At 73.6% G+C, this 18,269-nt stretch carries 18 protein-coding genes, 1 tRNA gene and 1 other RNA gene; 12 read left to right on the forward strand and 8 right to left on the reverse strand.

Annotation, left to right across the window (positions count from 1 at the left end):
- Positions 1-50: 50 nt before the first annotated feature.
- A complete protein-coding gene (locus tag AC1UE4_RS01000; protein ID WP_482915356.1) occupies positions 51-335 on the reverse strand; it encodes a GlsB/YeaQ/YmgE family stress response membrane protein in 285 nt (94 codons plus the stop codon).
- Between the two features lie 149 nt (positions 336-484).
- Between AC1UE4_RS01000 and AC1UE4_RS01005 the strand changes: the two genes are divergently transcribed.
- The 3 genes from AC1UE4_RS01005 to AC1UE4_RS01015 are packed head-to-tail and all read left to right on the forward strand — an operon-like array spanning position 485 to position 1,762.
- Positions 485-1,057, forward strand: a complete 573-nt coding sequence (locus AC1UE4_RS01005; protein WP_482915357.1) for a hypothetical protein — start codon at positions 485-487, stop codon at positions 1,055-1,057.
- Positions 1,047-1,292 (forward strand): hypothetical protein, encoded by a 246-nt coding sequence (locus tag AC1UE4_RS01010; RefSeq protein ID WP_482915358.1) that lies wholly within the window; start codon positions 1,047-1,049, stop codon positions 1,290-1,292. The genes AC1UE4_RS01005 and AC1UE4_RS01010 overlap by 11 nt, the downstream gene beginning before the upstream one ends.
- Positions 1,289-1,762, forward strand: coding sequence for a universal stress protein (locus tag AC1UE4_RS01015; protein ID WP_482915359.1), 474 nt, complete (start codon positions 1,289-1,291; stop codon positions 1,760-1,762). The genes AC1UE4_RS01010 and AC1UE4_RS01015 overlap by 4 nt, the downstream gene beginning before the upstream one ends.
- A 12-nt stretch (positions 1,763-1,774) precedes the next feature.
- Here AC1UE4_RS01015 and AC1UE4_RS01020 read toward each other — a convergent pair whose 3' ends face one another.
- On the reverse strand, positions 1,775-2,410 hold the full coding sequence (locus tag AC1UE4_RS01020; protein WP_482915360.1) for an HD domain-containing protein: 636 nt from the start codon (positions 2,408-2,410) through the stop codon (positions 1,775-1,777).
- 61 nt (positions 2,411-2,471) lie between these two features.
- Between AC1UE4_RS01020 and AC1UE4_RS01025 the strand changes: the two genes are divergently transcribed.
- A complete protein-coding gene (locus AC1UE4_RS01025) occupies positions 2,472-4,547 on the forward strand; it encodes a GAF domain-containing protein (RefSeq protein WP_482915361.1) in 2,076 nt (691 codons plus the stop codon).
- A gap of 15 nt (positions 4,548-4,562) precedes the next feature.
- Here AC1UE4_RS01025 and AC1UE4_RS01030 read toward each other — a convergent pair whose 3' ends face one another.
- Both AC1UE4_RS01030 and AC1UE4_RS01035 read right to left on the reverse strand, forming a co-directional pair.
- Positions 4,563-5,441: an NADP-dependent oxidoreductase gene (locus tag AC1UE4_RS01030; protein WP_482915362.1), complete on the reverse strand. Its 879-nt coding sequence runs from the start codon at positions 5,439-5,441 to the stop codon at positions 4,563-4,565.
- A gap of 7 nt (positions 5,442-5,448) precedes the next feature.
- Complete coding sequence (locus AC1UE4_RS01035; protein ID WP_482915363.1) at positions 5,449-5,793, reverse strand: cupin domain-containing protein; 345 nt, start codon at positions 5,791-5,793, stop codon at positions 5,449-5,451.
- 129 nt (positions 5,794-5,922) lie between these two features.
- Between AC1UE4_RS01035 and AC1UE4_RS01040 the strand changes: the two genes are divergently transcribed.
- Positions 5,923-6,972, forward strand: coding sequence for an FAD-dependent monooxygenase (locus AC1UE4_RS01040; RefSeq protein WP_482915364.1), 1,050 nt, complete (start codon positions 5,923-5,925; stop codon positions 6,970-6,972).
- A 260-nt stretch (positions 6,973-7,232) separates the two neighbouring features.
- Positions 7,233-9,260, forward strand: coding sequence for a GAF domain-containing sensor histidine kinase (locus AC1UE4_RS01045; protein WP_482915365.1), 2,028 nt, complete (start codon positions 7,233-7,235; stop codon positions 9,258-9,260).
- 180 nt (positions 9,261-9,440) lie between these two features.
- Here AC1UE4_RS01045 and AC1UE4_RS01050 read toward each other — a convergent pair.
- Positions 9,441-9,525: transfer RNA gene (locus AC1UE4_RS01050), tRNA-Leu, on the reverse strand.
- Positions 9,526-9,586: 61 nt separating this feature from the next.
- Here AC1UE4_RS01050 and lexA point away from each other — a divergent pair.
- Both lexA and AC1UE4_RS01060 read left to right on the forward strand, forming a co-directional pair.
- Entirely contained in the window at positions 9,587-10,267 is a 681-nt protein-coding gene (gene lexA / locus AC1UE4_RS01055) for a transcriptional repressor LexA (RefSeq protein ID WP_482915366.1), read from the forward strand.
- Between the two features lie 2 nt (positions 10,268-10,269).
- Entirely contained in the window at positions 10,270-10,539 is a 270-nt protein-coding gene (locus AC1UE4_RS01060) for a hypothetical protein (protein ID WP_482915367.1), read from the forward strand.
- Positions 10,540-10,563: 24 nt separating this feature from the next.
- Here the strand turns inward: AC1UE4_RS01060 and rnpB are convergent.
- Positions 10,564-10,904: RNase P RNA component class A (gene rnpB / locus AC1UE4_RS01065), an RNA gene on the reverse strand.
- 103 nt (positions 10,905-11,007) lie between these two features.
- Here rnpB and AC1UE4_RS01070 point away from each other — a divergent pair.
- Positions 11,008-12,093 (forward strand): serine hydrolase domain-containing protein, encoded by a 1,086-nt coding sequence (locus AC1UE4_RS01070; protein ID WP_482915368.1) that lies wholly within the window; start codon positions 11,008-11,010, stop codon positions 12,091-12,093.
- On the opposite strand, the gene AC1UE4_RS01075 is transcribed toward AC1UE4_RS01070, so the two are convergent.
- Positions 12,074-14,434 (reverse strand): penicillin acylase family protein, encoded by a 2,361-nt coding sequence (locus AC1UE4_RS01075; RefSeq protein ID WP_482915369.1) that lies wholly within the window; start codon positions 14,432-14,434, stop codon positions 12,074-12,076. The two genes, AC1UE4_RS01070 and AC1UE4_RS01075, sit on opposite strands and share 20 nt — an antisense overlap.
- Positions 14,435-14,516: 82 nt before the next feature.
- Here AC1UE4_RS01075 and AC1UE4_RS01080 point away from each other — a divergent pair, with 82 nt between their 5' ends.
- The 3 genes from AC1UE4_RS01080 to AC1UE4_RS01090 are packed head-to-tail and all read left to right on the forward strand — an operon-like array spanning position 14,517 to position 17,244.
- The gene (locus AC1UE4_RS01080) at positions 14,517-15,713 is read left to right on the forward strand and encodes a Y-family DNA polymerase (protein ID WP_482915370.1); all 1,197 of its coding nucleotides are present in this window, start codon (positions 14,517-14,519) and stop codon (positions 15,711-15,713) included.
- 3 nt (positions 15,714-15,716) lie between these two features.
- Entirely contained in the window at positions 15,717-15,983 is a 267-nt protein-coding gene (locus AC1UE4_RS01085; protein ID WP_482915371.1) for a hypothetical protein, read from the forward strand.
- 49 nt (positions 15,984-16,032) lie between these two features.
- Positions 16,033-17,244, forward strand: coding sequence for a hypothetical protein (locus tag AC1UE4_RS01090; protein WP_482915372.1), 1,212 nt, complete (start codon positions 16,033-16,035; stop codon positions 17,242-17,244).
- Positions 17,245-17,250: 6 nt separating this feature from the next.
- On the opposite strand, the gene AC1UE4_RS01095 is transcribed toward AC1UE4_RS01090, so the two are convergent.
- Positions 17,251-18,126, reverse strand: coding sequence for a DUF4253 domain-containing protein (locus tag AC1UE4_RS01095; RefSeq protein WP_482915373.1), 876 nt, complete (start codon positions 18,124-18,126; stop codon positions 17,251-17,253).
- Positions 18,127-18,269 lie beyond the last annotated feature (143 nt).

An 18,269-nucleotide genomic window follows, 5' to 3' on the forward strand; every position in this document is an offset into this window, starting at 1 on the left:
CGCGTTCTTCCGCCGCCTGCGCGCGCGGCGACGCTTGAGCATGCCGTCGATCATCGCTGCGTCAGCGGGCCGCGGTGGTGATGGTCCGACGTCGCCGCGCGCACGATCGCGAGGAGCACGAGCGATCCGATGACGGCGAGGATCCAGGTGCGCAGCTCGAAGAACGAGCCGAGGCCGCCGAACCCGACCAGCTCACCGATCAGGCCGCCGATGACGGCGCCGAGCATCCCGATGATGAGCGTGACGAAGAACCCGCCCGGGTCGTCCCCCGGCATGATGGCTTTGGCGAGGGCCCCGGCCAGGAGGCCGAGGATGATCCAGGCGATGATGCCCATGGTGCAGCTCCTCTCGTTGTTGCCGACGGTGCGGCGTCTGCCGCTCCGGCGACGCTAGGTCCGCCCGCCCCCCGCACCGAGCGCGACCGCCGACGACGTGATTCCCATGGACGATTGCGCCGCGCCTCCACGCGTCGACGCTGTTGCACGTGGAGCTTCCCTTCAAGACGCGCCGTCCAGCCCTCGGCGATCTCGTGACCGCCGCGCACGCGAGGTACCGCGCCTATCGCACCCGGCACGTCACCCACGCCACCCGCGCCCCCGAGCCCGTCAGCGCGCCTGTCGTGCCGGTCGTGCCCGCCGCAGCCGGCGAGCCCGACGTCCTGCTCGACGTCCCCTCTCTGAAGGTCAGCGACATCGACCTCGAGGTCGACGGCCTCCAGGCCCGCGTCGCTCTGCAGGCCCACGTCCACGACCTGCTGCGGATCGACGTCGGCGCCGACGTGTCGCTCGAGCGCGTGCGACTCGGGATCCAGGGCGTGGAGGCCGAGGCGACGCTCAAGGTGCGCCTCGCCCACGTGGCGCAGATGGTCGACCGGGTCATGGAGACGATCGATCGCAACCCGCAGCTGCTCTTCCGACTCGTCGATCACCTCGGCGGGACGGTCGAGCAGCTCGGGAACGGCACGGGCCGCGCAGTCGGCCAGCTCGCCGGCGCCTTCGATCACCGGCTGCACACAGACCTGGCATCCCCGACGAAGGAGTCCCCCAGTGCTCAGTGACGGACGCCCGTTCCCCACGCCGCTTCTGATCACGTCGTTGCGCGACACCGGCTGCGGCCGCTCGGCGGCGGACCTCCACGAGAGCTGGCTGCTGGCCGCGCACGTCGCGACCGCGCTCTACCAGGCCTGGTCCGACGCGCCGCGGGCGCACAAGGCGGGCGCCTACGCGGCGTACCGCGCGGCGGTCGACGACGAGGAGCGGGCGGCGGCCCTGCTCGAGGTGAACGCCGCATGACGCCGGGAGGGCGCGCCTTCCGCGACATCCTGATCGCCCTCGACGGCTCGCGGCACGCCGAGTTCGCGCTCGCGCACGCGGTCGGCCTGGCGCGCGCCGGGGCAGCGCGGCTCACGCTCATGAGCGTGGCCGCCACGCTGCCGGCGGCGGGCTTCGCGCTCGCGGGCAGCCTGGTCGTGACCGTCCTGCACGAAGCCGAGGCGGCCGCCGAGGCGGTGCTGCACCGGGCGCGCCGGCTGGTGCCGCGCGACGTCGAGGTCGCGACGGTCGTGAAGCGCGGCCAGCCGGTCGGCCGGGCGGTGCTCGACGAGATCCGCGACGGCGCGCACGACCTGGTCGTCGTCGGCTCGCGCCGCCACGACGGGCTTCGTTCCGCGCCGCTCGGCAGCGTCAGCCACGACCTGCTCCACCACAGCCCGGTCCCCGTGCTCGTCGTGTACGACCCGCGCCGGTCGCGGTACCCCTTCTGAGCCGCAGCGAGCTCAGGACTCGAACGGCGCCCGGTTGATGCGGTCGACGAAGTCCGGACGCACGTACCCCGGGATGGTGGCCGCGAGGATGTCCGCGTTGATGGTCCCGTACGTGGTCTCGGGCTTGTGGCAGAAGCCCGCCGAGAACGCTTGGACGATGCCTCGCTTGAAGTCGATGCGCGGGTGCGCGTCGAGTACCGCCTGCCGCTGTTGCGCGGACAGCTCGTCGTAGCCCTCGCCCACGACGTCGTACTGGACGCCGAGCTGGACCAGCCTCACCTCTGCCTGCTTGTAGGCGGGGATGCCGCGTGTCGTGTGCAGCGCGATCGCGTCCCAGGCGACCGCCACGTGCTCCGCCGGCACGGCGTGGCGCTCGAGGAAGTCCTGCGCCGCGTTGGCGCCGTCGATCTCGAAGCGCTCGTGCTCGGACCGGTGCCCCTCGGCGAGCCCGAGGTCGTGGAACATCGCGCTGACGTAGAGCAGCTCGGGGTCGTACTCGAGTGCGAGCCTCTCGGCCCGCAGCGAGGCCCAGAGGAACACGCGCCGCGAGTGGTCGAACAGGAGCTTGCTCGCCGCGTCGCGTACGACCTCGGTCGCCTCACGTGCGATGGTGCTGTCGGGGATCGGGATGCCGGCGATGGTGGTCATGCGGTCGAACGCTGCACCGCGATCGGGCGTCCGGCGAGAGCGGATGACGATCCGGTGATCGGTGTTGACGTCGGGCATAATCCCGGCAGCTCACGGGAGCCACTTGGGGGGGGCCATCGCGTTGGCAGAAGACGGGGATCCGCGGGACACTGACGCTTCGCACGCCGGTCGCCTTCGCGCCGAGCGCGAAGCCGAGCAGATCTTCACGATGTCGCCGGCGCTGCTCGCCGTCGCCGGCTTCGACGGGTACCTGAGGCGGTTCAACCCGGCGTTCGAGGTGTTCGGGTACTCGCGCGAGGAGCTGATGTCGCGACCGTGGGTCGAGTTCGCCCACCCCGACGATCGCGAGCGCATGGACGAGGCTGCGGGAGCGCTCGCGCAGGGGGAGCCCATCGTCGCGATCGAGAACCGGGTGGTCTGCAAGGACGGGTCGGTGCGGTGGGTCGAGTGGAGCACGCGCGTCGTCCCGGAGGAGGGGCTCTTCTACGCAGCCGGTCGCGACGTCACCGACGCCCGCCGCGCGGCGATCGAGCAGGCCGCCCTGCGGCGGGTCGCCACGCTGGTCGCCGAGGAGACCTCGCCGGAGGCTGTGTTCGCCGCCGTAGGGCGGGAGGTGGGCGAGGTGCTCAACGTGGGCGCCACGCACCTCGGGCGCTACGAGGCGGACAGCGCCGTCGTCAGCGTCGCGCAGTGGGGCAGCAATCCCGGCGTCCCGATCGGAGCGCGCTTCCCGCTCGAGGGCGACAGCGTGTCAGCGCGGGTGCTCCGCACCGGCAGCTCGGCGCGCATGGACAGCTACGACGGCGCCGCGGGGGCCATCGCCGAGACGATCCGCCGGCTGGGGATCCGGTACTCGATCGGCGTCCCCGTCGTGGTGGGCGGGCGGACGTGGGGCGTGATGATCGCCACGTCCAAGCACACCCCGTTCGACGCGGCGACGGAGGAGCGCATCGGCCAGTTCACCGAGCTGATGGCGACGGCGATCGCGAACGCGGACGCGCGTGCCGAGGTCGCGCGTCTGGCCGACGAGCAGGCGGCGCTGCGCCGCATCGCGACGCAGGTCGCGCAGGGGGCTACGCCCGGTGCGGTCTTCGACGCCGTGACCGCGGAGGTCGCCGGCGTCCTCGGCGCCGAGGCCGTCACGCTCGCACGTTCCCACGACGACGAGCTGACGGTCGTCGCGACGCGGGGCGCCGACTTCGTGGAGGTCGGCGGGCGCTACCCGCTCGGAGGCATCAACGTCACCTCCGAGGTCGTGCGCACGGGGCGGGCCGCGCGGCTCGACGACTACACCGAGGCGACTGGCGAGATCGGGGAGTACGCGCGCGGCACCGGCGCGACTTCGGTGGTCGCGGCGCCGGTCGTGGTCGAGGGCCGGACTTGGGGCGTCCTCGTGGCGATCTGGACCGGCCGCACGGCGCCGGAGGACACGGAGGACCGGCTCGCCGGATTCGCCGAGCTGCTCGACACGGCGATCGCCAACGCCGACAGCCGTGACCAGCTCAACGCGTCGCGCGCCCGCGTGCTCGCCGCCGGCGACGAGGCGCGGCGCCGAGTCGTCCGCGACCTGCACGACGGCGCCCAGCAGCGGCTCGTGCACACCGTCATCACGCTGAAGCTCGCGCAGCGGGCGCTGCGCCAGGGCAACGGCGACGCCGAGGGGCATCTCGCCGAGGCGCTTGCTGCGGCCGAGCAGGCCACGGCGGAGGTGCGCGAGCTCGCGCACGGGATCCTGCCTGCGGCCCTCACGGACGGCGGGCTGCGCAACGGCATCGATGCCTTCGTCTCGCGCCTGAGCATCCCGGTGCGGCTCGCCGTCTCGGGTCGGCGGCTGGCTGCGGACATCGAGGCGAGCGCCTACTTCATCGTCGCCGAGGCGCTGACGAACGTCGTCAAGCATGCACGGGCGACGCGGGCGAGCGTGCGCGCCGAGCTCGAGGGCGATGACCTCGTCCTCGAGGTGCGCGACGACGGCGTCGGCGGCGCGAAGCCCGGCGGCCACGGCCTCATGGGCGTGGCCGACCGCGTCGACGCGCTGGGCGGGCGCCTCGAGATCGAGAGCCCGCCCGGCGGCGGGACGCTGCTGACCGCGCGCCTACCATGCACGCGCGAGCCGCTCGGCTCCGACGCGGCCTGAGCGCACAAGGCGCCGTCAGGAGAGCGTCAGCACCGCCTTGCCGTGCGGCCCGGGCTGCAGGCTGCGCTCGAACGCGTCACGTGCCGCCTCGAGCGGGAACGCCTCGATGCGCGGCGGACGCAGCTCGCCGCCGTCGACGAGCCGCGCTATCGACGCGAGCTGGTCGCCGTTGGGCTCGACGATGAAGAACACGCCGTCGCCGGGCGGGGGCTCCGCGATCGAGATGAGCCGCCCATCCGTGCCAAGGGCGTCGGCGGAGCGGGTCAGCCGCTCGCCACCGGCGGTGTCCAGGACGAGATCGACGTGCGCGTCGAGGTCGTCCGACCACGTCGCCGCGTCGAGGGCCGCGTTGGCGCCGATGTCGCGGACCGCCTCCAGATCGGCCGTTCTCGCGGTCCCGATCACGTGCGCGCCGTGCGCGCGGGCGAGCTGCACCGCGAGCGCGCCGACCGCACCGGCGGCCCCATGGACGAGGACGCGCTCGCCCGCGCGGAGCCGGCCGTGGTCGAAGAGCGCTTGCCACGCCGTAAGCGCGGGCAACGGGATCGCGGCGCTCTCGGAATGACTGACGGAACGCGGCCGGGCGACGAGCACGGACGCGGGCAGCGCCGTGTAGTCGCCCGCGACGCCGTCGCGGTCGAACGGGGTGAGCGCGAAGACCTCGTCTCCCACTGCGACTGCGGTGACGCCGGGCCCCGTCTCCTCGACGACGCCCGACAGCTCGTACGAGGGGATCGCCGGCAGGCGATCGGCCGGCCACTCGAGCTCGCCGCGCGTGATCGCTGCGGCGTGCACCCGGACGAGCACCTGTCCGTCGCGCGGGTCGGGGCGCGCGGCCGCCTCGACCGCCAGATCGGCGAGGCCTCCGGGCGGGCGCAGCCTGAGAACGCGCATCGTTGCCTCAGTCGCCCTCGGCGACCGTCGGCTCCTCGCCGTCGCCGAGCACGAAGAAGGCGATGAGGCTCGCGGGCGCGTCCTCGCTCGCGTTCCGCGAGATCGAATGCAGCGCTCCCGGCTGCTCGAAGAACGACTCGCCGGCGTGCAGGACGAAGGGTGCGCCCCGGTCGACTCCGAACTCCACGCTGCCGCTCAGGACGTAGACGTACGCGCCGGCTGGATGCCGATGGGTGCCGCGGGTGAAGCCGCCCGGGTCGTAGTCCACACGGGCCGCCTGCACGGACAGCCCGTCGCGCGACGGGAAGTCGAGCACGGTCGTGACCTGCTCGCCGGTGCCGGAGCTGGACATCAGGGCCTCCTCGAGAGTCGGACAGCCTCGACGCTACGCCCGCCCGCCGGCCGGGGCGATCGCGGATCGCTATCGAGCACACGGTCTTGAGTGTCGACGCCACCGGGCCCTGAGTCGACGCTGCGGTGCATGCGGATCCTGATCGTCGGCGGAGGCATCGCCGGGCTGTCCGCTGCGATCGCGCTGCGCCAGGCCGGCCTGGCCCCGGAGCTGATCGAACGCCGGCGGTCCTGGCCGAGGGCGGGGTCCGGCATCGTGATGCACGCGAACGCGATGCGGGTCCTGCACCGGCTGGGCGTCGGCGAGGCGGTCGAGCGCGACGGGGCGGTGCTCCGCCGGTGGACGTTCCGCGACGCCCACGATCGAGCGCTGTTCGAGACCGATCTCGACCTGATGTGGCAGCACACCGGGCCCACGATCGGCATCGCGCGACCCCGCCTGCACGAGATCCTGATCGACGCCGCGAGCGACGTCCCGTGCCGGCTCGGGGTCGATGTCAGCGAGGTCGACCTCGACGCCTTCGACCTCGTGGTCGGGGCGGACGGCGTCCACTCGGGTCTCCGCGATCGCCGTCCGGCTTACGCCGGCGCGATGGTGTGGCGGGCGGTCGCCGACTGGCGTCCGAAGGACCTGGATGGGCTGGCGACCTTCGTCGGCGACGGGCGCTTCTTCGGGCTTCTCGCGATCGGCGCCCGCGCGACGAGCGCCTTCGGCGTGATCCAGCGCCCTGCGCTCGAAGACCCGCTCGAAGGCCGGCTGCGGCGTCTCCGGGACAGCTTCGCCGGCTTCGGGGGGATCGTGCGCGACTTCCTCGCGACGCTTGACCGTGACGAGCAGGTGCACGTCGCCTCGATCGAGACCGTCGAGCTCGACGACCACCCGAGCGGCAGGACTGTGCTCGTCGGCGACGCCGCGCACGCGACCATGCCGAACATGGGGCAGGGAGGGGCGATGGCGCTCGAGGACGCCGTGGTCCTCGCGGAGTCCGTCTGCGCCGGGACAGAGGCGCTCGCCCGGTTCCAGGCTCGCCGTCGCGCGCGCGTCGGCTGGGTCCAGCGCCAGAGCCGCGTGGCCGACGGCGAGTGGACGGGCGCCCGCGACGAGCGGCTCGCCTTCCTGCGCGAATGCGGCGACATGCGCCTCCGCGAGCGCTACCGCCCGCTCGTCTCGCCGCCGTGACGGACCGCTGATCGGCACCGGGCATCGATCGAGCGTCGGCCCCGATCGACTTCGGCGTCCGCGACGGGAGCATCCGGAGACAGGAGCGGTTGCGCGAGTCTCCCGGATCGGCCACGCGGCCCGAACCCGCCTCGAGCGGGCCGGCCCTGGCTCGCAGACCCACCGGCCACTCCGCGGACCTGCGGTGTTCCGCCTCCTTCGGGAGGCGGAACCGGCAGGGTCGATCGGAGCGCGTTCCCCGACGTAGCATTCGCGCCGAAGTGGCCGACGCGTTGACGACTGGGCGGCTAGCCGAGGAGCAGGCCGCGGTGCGGCGCATCGCGACGCTGGCGGCGCGCGGCGCGCCGCCCGAAGAGGTGTTCGCCGCGGTGGTCGAGGAGGCCGGCCGCGTCCTCCCGGTCGACCACGCGAGCCTGGGGCGCTACGAAGCGGAGGGGGCCATCACCCACCTGGCGGGCTGGAGCGCGGGGGGTCCCGCCGAGCGCGGAGGGGGAGACCGCTCGGCGGCCGACGCGCCGGTCGTGATCGATGGCCAGGTGTGGGGCGTGATGACCGCCGGCGTATCGGGGGCGGAGACGGTCCCGGCGGACCTGGAGACGCGCTTGTCGGCGTTCACAGAGCTGTTGGCGACGGCGATCGCGAACGCGGAAAGCCGCGCAGGCCTGGCGCGGATGGCCGAGGAGCAGGCGGCGTTGCGGCGCGTCGCGATGCTGGTGGCCGAGGCGTCGTCGCCGGATCGGGTGATGGCGAAGGTCGCCGAGGAGGTGGCGACCCTTCTCGGAACGCATGTCGACGCCGCGATCCTCCGCTACGGACGCGACCGCGAGGCGACAGTCGTGGCCGTGTGGGGCGAGCAGCCACCGTCGGGCATCCGAGTCGACGCGAGGCTCCCCGTCGATGGCAGCGGCGTCACCGCCAGGGTGTTCCACGAACAGCGGCCGGTGCGCGTGGACGACTACGCCGCAGCAGACGGCGCCATCGCCGACCACGCCAAGGTCCACGGGATCCGTTCCGCCGTGGGTGCGCCGATCTTCGTGCAGGGCGGGCTCTGGGGAGCGATGGTCGTAGCGCACTACGAAGCCGCGCCGTTCCCGGCCGACACGGAGCGGCGCCTCGCGCAGTTCACGGAGCTCGTGGCGACCGCGATCGCGAACGCGGCAGCCCGTGCCGAGGCGCAACGCCTCGCCGACGAGCAGGCAGCCCTGCGGCGGGTCGCCACCCTCGTCGCCGAGGGCCGGCCTCCGGTGGAGGTCTTCGAGGCCGTCTGCCTCGAGATGGCGGAGATCCTCGGAGGCGGACACGTCGCCCTTGCCCGCTTCGACGTCCCCGAGTCGGTCTTCTTCCTCGCCACGTTCGGCGGGTCGCCGGGGATCCCGACGGTCGGGGACCGGGTGCCGCTCGACGGCGACAGCGTGAGCAGGCGGGTTCTGCGAACGGGCCGGTCGTCGCGGATCGACTGGGGGCACGAAGGGACGAGGCTGCCCGCCGAGCTCGCTCGTCGCGCGAACCTCAACGTGACGGTCGGCGCTCCGATCACCGTCGAGGGACGGGTGTGGGGCGTGCTCACCGCGAGCTGGGTCGGAGAGGAGCAGCCGTCCGCGGAGGCCGAGCGACGCGTGGGGGAGTTCGCGGAGCTGATCGATACGGTGATCGCGAACACCCACAGCCGAGATGAGCTGACCGCATCGCGCGCGCGTGTGCTGGCCGCCGGGAACGAGGCGCGGCGGCGGGTCGTGCGCGACCTGCACGACGGGGCCCAGCAGCGCCTGGTGCACACGATCCTGACCTTGAAGCTCGCACGGCGCGCGTTCGCCGAGGACCCGGACGAGGCCGCAGCCCTGCTGGGCGAGGCGCTGGACTCAGCGGAGCAGAGCCATGCCGAGCTCCGCGAGCTGTCGCACGGCCTTCTCCCTGCGGTCCTCGCACGCGGCGGCCTTGCCGCGGGTGTCGAGGGCCTCGTGTCTCGGCTCAGCCTTCCCGTCGAAGCGCAGGTGACGCGCACTCGGCTTCCGCCTGACATAGAGGCGAGCGCCTACTTCATCGTCGCCGGGGCACTGACCAACGCCGTCAAGCACGCGCAGGCCACGACGGCCCGGGTGACCACCGTCCTTTCCGACGACGTACTGCGCTTGGAGATCCGTGACGACGGCGTCGGCGGAGCCGATCCAAGCGGTAACGGGCTCGTGGGCATGAGTGACCGGGTAGCGGCGCTCGGAGGACGGCTGCGCGTCGATAGTCCACCCGGCGCCGGCACCGTCGTCATCGCCGAGTTGCCCGTCTCGGTCTGACCATCAGCGACCGGACGACGGAACTCCGGTCGGCTCCGCGCCCTACAGAGGACTACATCCGTGCACGGTCTGACCTTGCTGACCTGCGTGGAACGAACTCGATTCTCGAGGCCCCGAGAGGGGCGGTCTCGGACCGGCCGCTCAACGAAGAAGGCCCGCTTTCGCGGGCCCGCTTGAACATGCGCCGAAGAGGACTCGAACCTCCACGGGGTTATCCCCCACAAGGCCCTCAACCTTGCGCGTCTACCAATTCCGCCACCGGCGCGTGGGCGGATCATCCTAGCGCGGTTGATTCCGTCGGCAGGCCTCGCTACCTTCCCGAACACATGTTCGCTCATGTCGTCGAAACCCCAGCAGAGGAGCGCCCGCCCGTGGACCTGACGAAGCGCCAGCAGGAGATCTTCGACTTCATCAAGTCGTACTCGGGCAAGCATGGCTACCCGCCGACCGTGCGGGACATCGGCAAGGCCGTCGGGCTGGCCTCGTCCTCGACGGTGCATGCTCATCTCGCGAACCTCGAGAAGGCCGGCCTTCTCCGCCGCGACCCGTCGAAGCCGCGCGCGATCGAGCTGCTCGATCGTGCGATCGGCGGGGTCCGGGACGCCGTCTCGGAGGGTGTCCAGTCGATCGTCGGCAACAGCGGGCTGCCGGTCGTGGGCCAGGTCGCCGCGGGTGCTCCGGTGCTCGCCGAGGAGAACATCGAGGACTACGTGAGCGTGCCGGCGGAGGCCGGCGGCGACAGCGGCCAGTTCATCCTCCGGATCAAGGGCGAGTCGATGATCGACGCCGGGATCCTCGAGGGCGACTTCGTCGTGGTGCGGGAGCAGGACACCGCGACGGACGGCGAGATCGTGGTCGCGATGGTGGGGGAGGAGGCGACGGTCAAGCGGTTCTTCCGCGAGGAGGACCACATCCGCCTCCAGCCCGAGAACAAGACGATGGAGCCGATCCGCTCGCGCGACGTTCGCGTGCTCGGGCGGGTGGTCGGCCTCTTCCGCAGCGTGTGACGGTGGCCGCGCTCGCCTATCAGCCTTCGCTCCTCGACCAGCTCGAGGAACCGCGCCCGGAGAGGCCGCGGTTCACCGTCGCCGCGACGCCCGAAGCTCCGGCGCCGGAGCGGCGGACCTTCGAGGACGTCGTCGTCGCCGCATGGGAGGGCCTGGCCTCGGCGCATGCCGGTACGTGCCTGGTCTGCGGCGGCGACGTCCGTCCTCGGTACGGCGCGGGGCCGAAGCCCGTCGCCGGCGCCTGCACCGACTGCGGCACCGAGCTCTCATAGGAAGACCCCGCCGAGGCGGGGTCTTCCCTTAGCGAGCCGGTAAGCCGGATTCTGTCGTTGAGCAGCCATCCATCTCTGCGGCCGACCTGGACCTCGGCGGGCAACCTGCGAACGGTCCTGCTTGGCCTTGCATCGGACGGGGTTTGCCTGGCCGCCACGTCACCGTGACGCCGGTGCGCTCTTACCGCACCCTTTCACCCTTGCCTGTGCCACGACCGGGACGTCCTCGGCCGCGGCCATCGGCGGTGTGTTTCTGTGGCACTTTCCCGCGGGTTTCCCCGGGTCGGTGTCCCGACCGCCCTGCCCTGTGATGTCCGGACTTTCCTCGAAGGCGAAAGCACCTCCGCGACTGCCTGGCTCGCGCAGAGAAGTCTAGGGGGTGACGGCGTCGTCGTTGCGCGGCGGCGTCGGCTCATCCCGGGAGAGGGTGCCCGGGCGGCGTCGGACGCGGTGGCTACCGTCGGCGCGGTGGAGGACGACCGCCCGCAGATCACCGGCCACGTCGCCGAGGGGTTCGAGCCCGTGCTCGGCGTCTTCGAGCAGCTCGTCGACGATCGCGCGGAGGACGCCGGGCAGGTCTGCGCGCTCGTGGACGGGGAGCCGGTGGTCGACCTCCGCGCCGGGCTCGCCGCGGATGCGCTGGTCAACACGTACTCGGTGGTCAAGCCGTTCGTCGCCTTCTGCGCGCTGATCCTGGTCGACCGCGGACAGCTGCGGCTCGATCAGCGCATCGCCGACGTCTGGCCCGAGTACGGGCGTCACGGGAAGGAGCGGACCACGCTGCGCCACGTGCTCGCGCATCAGGCCGGCGTGCCCGCGCTCGCGAACCCGCCGCCCGCGGACGTGCTCTTCGACTGGGACGCGATGTGCGAGCGGATCGCCGACGAGCCGCCGCACTGGGAGCCGGGCGTCGACCACGGCGAGCACGCGCTCACGTACGGGCACCTCGTCGGCGAGGTCATCCGCCGCACCGACGGCCGCGACCTCAAGACCTTCTGGCGCGAGGAGGTCGCCGAGCCGTGGGTCCTGGACTTCCACATCGGCGTCCCCGACAGCGAGCTGCACCGCGTCCACGACCTCACCGACCCGAACGGCAGCTGGGCCCGCCACATGCGGCAGAACGACCGCTGGCGCCCCGTGCTCGACAGCCCGCCCGGCGCCCTGCACCTCGACGTCGTCAACGGCACCGCCTGGCGGCGGGCGCAGATCCCCGCGGTCAACGGCCACGGCAACGCCAAGGCGATCGCCCGCTTCTACGCCGGCCTGACGAACGGCGGCACGCTCGACGGCGCGCAGCTCGTCGACCCATCGACCGTCACGACGATGCTGACGCCACAGGCGACAGGGCTCGACCGCATCACCGGCGAGCACATCACCTGGGGCCTGGGCGTCTGGCTCGAGGACCGCGGCGACTTCGGGATGGGCGGCGTCGGCGGGTCGCTCGGCTTCGGGCACTGCGCCGAGCGGCTCGCCTACGCCTACGTGACCGCCCGCGTGGGCGACCACGAACGAACGGTCAGGGTCGAGGAGCCGCTCAGGGCCCGACTTCGATGAGCTGCTCCCACGTGCCGCGATCGAAGAACGGCAGGTCGGGCGCCGACGCCGCGCCCTGCGCCGTCACGTCGTACATCCGCCGCTTCTCGCGCCACTTGGACACGTCCTCGGTGCCGTACTTCGTCGCCAGGGCACTGAACGTTGCCGACGCCGCGCGCCGCAGCCCCGCCGACCCGAGCGTCCGAAGCCCGTAGGCCTCGCCGAGCGAGATGTCGAAGACGTGCGACGAGCCCGGCTCGCCGCGCACCTCCTTCGACCCCTCGAACGCGGTCGCACCGAGCCGGTCGATGGCAAGCCGCTCGACGTCGTCCTTGAACTGCTCCCAGATCGCGACGCCCGGATCGACGGTCCCCTCGCCGTCGACGCGGGTGTAGCTGCCGTCCCACGCCCGCAGCGCGTCGAGCACCGCCTTCGCACGACCCGAAGCGCCCCGCGAGGCCTTGCGCAGCCGCGCGCTCGCCAGCGGCCGCTGCTGCGCCGTCGAGCCCTCGCGCTGGATCGTCGCGCGCGCGTTCTGCCACGACGGCTTGCGCTTCAAGACCCGTACGAGCTGCATCAGCCAGCCGACGCGATGGAACTGCGCGGTCTGCCGCTCGCGCGCCTCGCCGTCACCCGACGTCCACCCGAGCGACGGCACGTTGTTCCAGTTCGCCAGCCAGCCCTGCCGAGGGTTGATGACGCGCGGCGTGCGCGAGCGGTCGAGCAGCCCGCGCCACTCCGCCTCGCCGGTGCCGGGGTACGGGAGCCGCTCGTCCCACCCGCGCGGCCGCAGCGGATGCAGCCCCGGATGCCAGTAGCCGATGTTGCCGCGGTCGTCGGCCGCCATGACGTTCTCGTTCCACGTCACCTGCCGCATCGCCGCGTCGACGCCCTTGATGTCCTTCGCCTCGCTCAGCGCGCTCAGCCCGCTGATCGTCTCGAGCTCGCGCATCCACACCGCGTACTTGCGCGCGTAGGCGGTCCCGCCGGCGCGCAGCTCGACGGGGCCGTGGACCGTGCGGCAGATGCGCTCGGTCTTCGAGCCCGCGCTGACCGACGGCACCGTGCCATCCGTGATCGCGAGCAGGTCGGTCGTCGCCGACCGGTACTGGAACGTCTCGTCACGGCAGTCCATCCGCTGCGACGCGCCCTTGAACTCGTAGGTCTCGCCGTCAGACCCGACCTTCTCGGCGTAGAGCGAGTCGATGTCCGACAGGCCGCTCGTGTAGCCCCACGCGACGTGCGCGTTGTGGCCGATCGCGACGAGCGGAACGCCGGCCGCCGTGACGCCGCGGGCGTCGTAGCCGGGGAAGTGCACCTCGAGCTCCACGAACAGCTCGGGGATCGAGTAGCCGAGCTGCGGCCCGTTGAAGAGGTACGCCTTCTTGCCGGGCGCCCGCACGGCGAACATCGACGACCCGCCGACGTGGCCGATCAGCCCGACCGCCACGTTCGCGCGCGCGGCCGCGACGGCGCCCTCGCTCGGCAGCTCCCACGCGCCCTGCGCCTTCTGCGTGCGGCGGAACGCGGCGCGCTCCTGCGCCCGCGTGCGGCCCGGGTCCGACGGGAACGTGCCGTTGCGCTTCGGGATCGTCGCGAGCCGCCCCGGCGCGCGCAGCGGCAGCAGCTTGTCGAACGCCGACGGGCCGATCTCGCGCAGCGTGCGCAGGTTCGCCAGCTCCGCGCCGCTCGACTGCGGCACGGTCCGCGCGAGGTAGATCCCGATCGCGACGCTGTCGTCCTCGGTCCAGTCGGTCAGCGGCACGCCGAGCGCGGTGAACTCGCCCGGGGTGTCGGAGGGGTTGGAGCGCAGGTGGGAGATCCACGCGTTCACGCCGTCGCGGTAGGCGACCAGCCGCGCGCGCAGCCGCGGGTCGACGGCATCGAGCATCCGCTGGCGCTCCGCCGCCGTGTAGTAGTCGCGGCGCGCGATGAGGTCGTCGTCGAGGTACGACTCGCCGAGGATCTCCGCCAGCCGGCCCGTCGTCGCGCGGCGGAACAGCTCCATCTGGAAGAGCCGGTCCTGCGCGACCGCGTAGCCCGCTCCCCACCACGCGGCCTCGTCGGTCTGCGCCGTGATCTGCGGCACGCCGTACGCGTCGCGGACGATCCGCACGTCGCCGCGAGGGTTCTCGACCTGGCCCGGCTGGTCGAACATGAACGGCTTGCGCTTGAAGTCGAGGAAGAGCGGCGTCTGGTCGGTGAGGTGCGGCGACCCCGTGCCGTCGGCGATGCCGGAAGTGGAGACGAAGCCGCTCTGACCGGGCGGCAGGACCGCCTCGGCGTCGATGATCCGGGCGCTCGCGGCGGCCGGCAGGGCGAGGGCGAGCAGAGCGGCGAGGAACGTGGTTCGGCGAAGCACGCGCGGACCGTACGCGCCCGCTTGTCCCGGCGCGCCGGTTCGGCGTTCATCGGTTGCCGCCTCAGGGGGTACGTGCGAACATGTGTTCGCTTCGATGATCGTCTGCGTCCTCCTTCCGCGCTTCGCCCTGACCGTCGCCGCCCAAGACCGCGAGGGGCTCCTGCAGCAGCCGGCCGCCCTGGCGCCCGAGCCGGGGCGCGAGCAGTTCGTCGGCGAGGTCTCGCCCGCCGCCGAGGCGTTCGGGATCCACCCCGGCATGCGGATGGGGGAGGCGCTCGCGCGCTGCCCGCGGCTGGCGCTCGTCCCGCCCGATCCGGTCGGCGTGGCCGACGCATGGGAAGCGACGCTGGCGCGGCTCGAGGGGATCGGCGCGGCGGTCGAGGCGCCGGTGCCCGGCCAGGCGCTCTTCGACGCGCGCGGGCTGCGGCGGCTGCACGGCGGGCACCTCGACGGCGTGCTGGCGGCGACGCGGTCCGCGCTGCGGCGGCCGGCCAGGCTCGGCGCCGGGCCGACGCGGTTCGCGGCGCTGGCGGCGGCGTCGGCTGCGCGGGCGCGGCGGCCGGTGATCGTCGACGCGCGCGGAGCGGTGGCGTTCCTCGCCGGGCGGCCGGTGACCCTGCTGCGCTCGCGGGCCGAGCTGGCCACGCTGCCCGAGCAGCTGCAGCGCCTCGGGCTCGAGACGCTGGGCGACGTGGCGGCGCTGCCGCGGGATGCGCTGGCCGACCGGTTCGGCGTCGCGGGCGTGCGCGCGCACGAGCTCGCCTCGGGGCTGGACGACCCGCTGCGCCCGCGGGTGCCGGGGGAGCGGCTGGAGGAGACGCTGGAGCTGCCGGAGGCGGCGAACGGGCTGCAGCTCGACCGGGCGCTGGCGCTGCTGGTCGACCGGCTGCTCGCGCGGCGTGAGCGGCGCGGCCGCACGATCCGCGCCGCGGTGCTGTCGGCGCGGCTCGTCGAGGGCGGCACGTGGCGCGACCGAGTGACGTTCCGCGAGGCGACGGCCGATGCGACGCGGATGCGGCTCGCGCTCGGCGGGCGCCTGGCGCTGCTGCCCGCGCCGGCGGAGACGCTGCGGCTGGCGGCCGACCGGCTCGGCCCGGCGCACGCCGGCGGGGCGGCGCTCTTCGAGGAGGGCGCGGTGGAGCGGCGCGCGCGGCTGCGCGAGGCCGTCCGCCAGGCACGTGCCGCCGCGGGACCGGATGCGGCGCTGCGCGTGCTCGAGACGGACGCGGACTCGCGCGTGCCCGAGCGCCGCGCGGTGCTCACGCCGTTCGAGGCCTGATCGATGGCGGCCGTCTCGCGTGGCGCCCCCGGCGGGCCGCGGCGCCTCAACGTCCCGCAGCCCGCGCGCGTGTGGACCGGCCCCGGCGGCCGCCCGCTCGAGGTCGACCGCCTCGAGGTGATGTCGGTCGCCGAGACGTGGCTGGTCGAGGACCGCTGGTGGACCGACGCGCCGATCCGCCGGCGCTACTGGGAGGTCGTCACCGTCGACGGCCGCAACCTCGTCGTGTTCCGCGACCTCCTCGGGGGCGGATGGTTCCGCCAGCGGTGAGCGACGCGGTCTTCACCTGACGCTCACCCGGGCGTGCCACGATCTCGCCGTGCCGCAGACCGGTCTCGCCCACGTCGCCACCGCGTCCTTCCTCGCCTCGCGCGCCGCGCCCAGCGGCGGCTTCGCCGTCGCGCTCGCCGGCGGGGTGGCGCTGGCCCGCGTCGCCGAGCGGTTCGGGCTGCGCGCCGGCTGGGGTGCGGCGATCGCCGTGATGCTCCAGACCGTCGCGATCATGGGGCCGTCGCGGTTCGGCGTCCCGCTGACGCAGGCGATCTCCGCGCCGGTCCTCGGCCGGATGGAGGCGCACGGCCGCGGCACGGTGGCGCAGGCCTTCGCCGCCGCCGCGATCCGCATCGTCCACAACACGATCGGGGCGGCGTTCGCGATCTTCGTGCTCGTCGGCATCGACGCGTACACCGGGACGTACGAGCGGCTGCTCGGCTGGATCCCGTTCCTCCCCGAGGGACGGACGGGCGCGCTGCTGATGTCGATCATCAGCATCCTCGCGTGGACCGGGTTCGCCAGCGCGGTCCAGGCGATCGTCTACCGCCGCGGCCTGACGCGCTGGCCCGCCGACCCCGAGGACGCCGAGCAGCATCCGCTGCAGGCCGCGGGCGACCCGCCCGCCGGCGCCCGCTTCGACCCGCGCGCGATCGTCGTCGCCGCCGCGGTGGCGTTCGCGGTGCTGCTGTCCGGCACGGAGTGGCTGCTGCTCGGGTCGGTCGCGCTGTGGCTCGCGCTCGCGTGGGTGACCGCGCGCGGGGACCAGTCGGTCGTGCGGGCGGGGCTCGCGCTGACCGCGGTGCTCGCGGGCGGCGCGCTGGTGGCCGGCGTGATCGGCGGCATCGGGCTCGACGAGACGATCCGCCGCACGCTGCGCGTGGCGCTGCTCGTCCTCGTCGCGACGTGGATGCGGTACGCCGCGGGCGAGGCCGGCCTGCGCGAGGTCTTCCGCCGCGCGCTGCACCGCCTGCGCTTCGTCCCCGCGGTGCCGCAGGCGTCGGCGATCCTCGACGGGCTGGGCTCGACCACCGCGCTCGCCGACTCCGGGCGCCGGCTGCTCGCGCGGCTGCGCGGGGTCCCGGCCGAGCCGGTCCCGCTCACCGACGCCGTCCTCGACTGGGTCGCCGGCGAGGCGGGCCGCCACGCCGCCAGCGAGGCTCCGCAGGTCCCGCCGGCGCAGCTGCGCGCGCGCCACCGCGACGCGGTCCTCGTCGTCCTCGCGGCAGCGACGATCGCCGCCGTGCCGTTCGCCACCTGAGCGCCGTCAGGGGCGCGAGTGCAGGAACCACGTCTTGCGCCCGAGCAGGGCGCGGGCGTGGTTGCGCAGCTCCACGCGCCCCGCGAGCGTGTCGCCGGCGACGCGGTCCTGCTCGATCGCGAGCTCGAGCGCCTGGTCGAGCGCCCGCGGCGGCCGCGAGACGATGAGCTGCAGCATCGTTCCCCACGACGCGACGACCTCAGCGCCGAAGCGCTCGCGCCACGAGCGCAGGACGGCTGCGAGCGCGATCCGGCCCTCGGCCGTGTAGACGCTTTCGAGGCAGGGGACGAAGACCGCAACGTCCTCGCTGGCGAGCGCGGGCAGCAGCAGCACGGCGAGCCCGTCGGTCTCGGGCGGCTCGAACCAGATCAGGTGGTCGCCCGGCTCCGCGTCCGTGGTCGGCCGCCGCTCCTCCTCCCACGCCACCAGCCAGCGCTCGAGCGCGAGCACGTCCGGCGGCTCGATGGCGGACAGGGCCTCCGGCAGCGACGGCGCCGTCCCGAGGCGGCGCGCGGTCCCGACGAGCTGCAGCTCGACCCACGTCGGCCACCGTTCGCCCTGCCACCACTCGTAGGACGGGCGGAACGTGGCGAGCGCGTCTTCGAACGGGGTGCGGAGCGCGTCCTCGATTATCGCCGCGGGCGCGTGGCCCTCGGGCCACCCGAGCGCGATCACGTCCTCGTCGACCGCGCCCGACCCGAAGCCGGCGATCACCACCGGCCACCGCCCGAGCGCCCTGACGTGCTCGCGCGCCTGCTGCCACGCGGGCAGGATCTCGTCGACCGCGATGTCGCTCACGAACGCGACCTCCTCGGTCCCCGGGATCGCGACCGGCCGGACGGGCCGCCCGAGGATCCGCTCGACCTCATCGGGGTCGCTCACCATTCCGCGGAATCTACGTCGGGTGGACCTCCACACGCTGAGCGGTGAGGCGTCTTGGCGCGCCGTCGGGCGGTAGGGCGGGATCTCCGCAGTCTCGTTGCGATCCGTGGAGCCCGCGCGCGCCGGCGTCGGCGAACGTCGCG

The sequence above is a fragment of the Parviterribacter kavangonensis genome, from assembly GCF_056863335.1.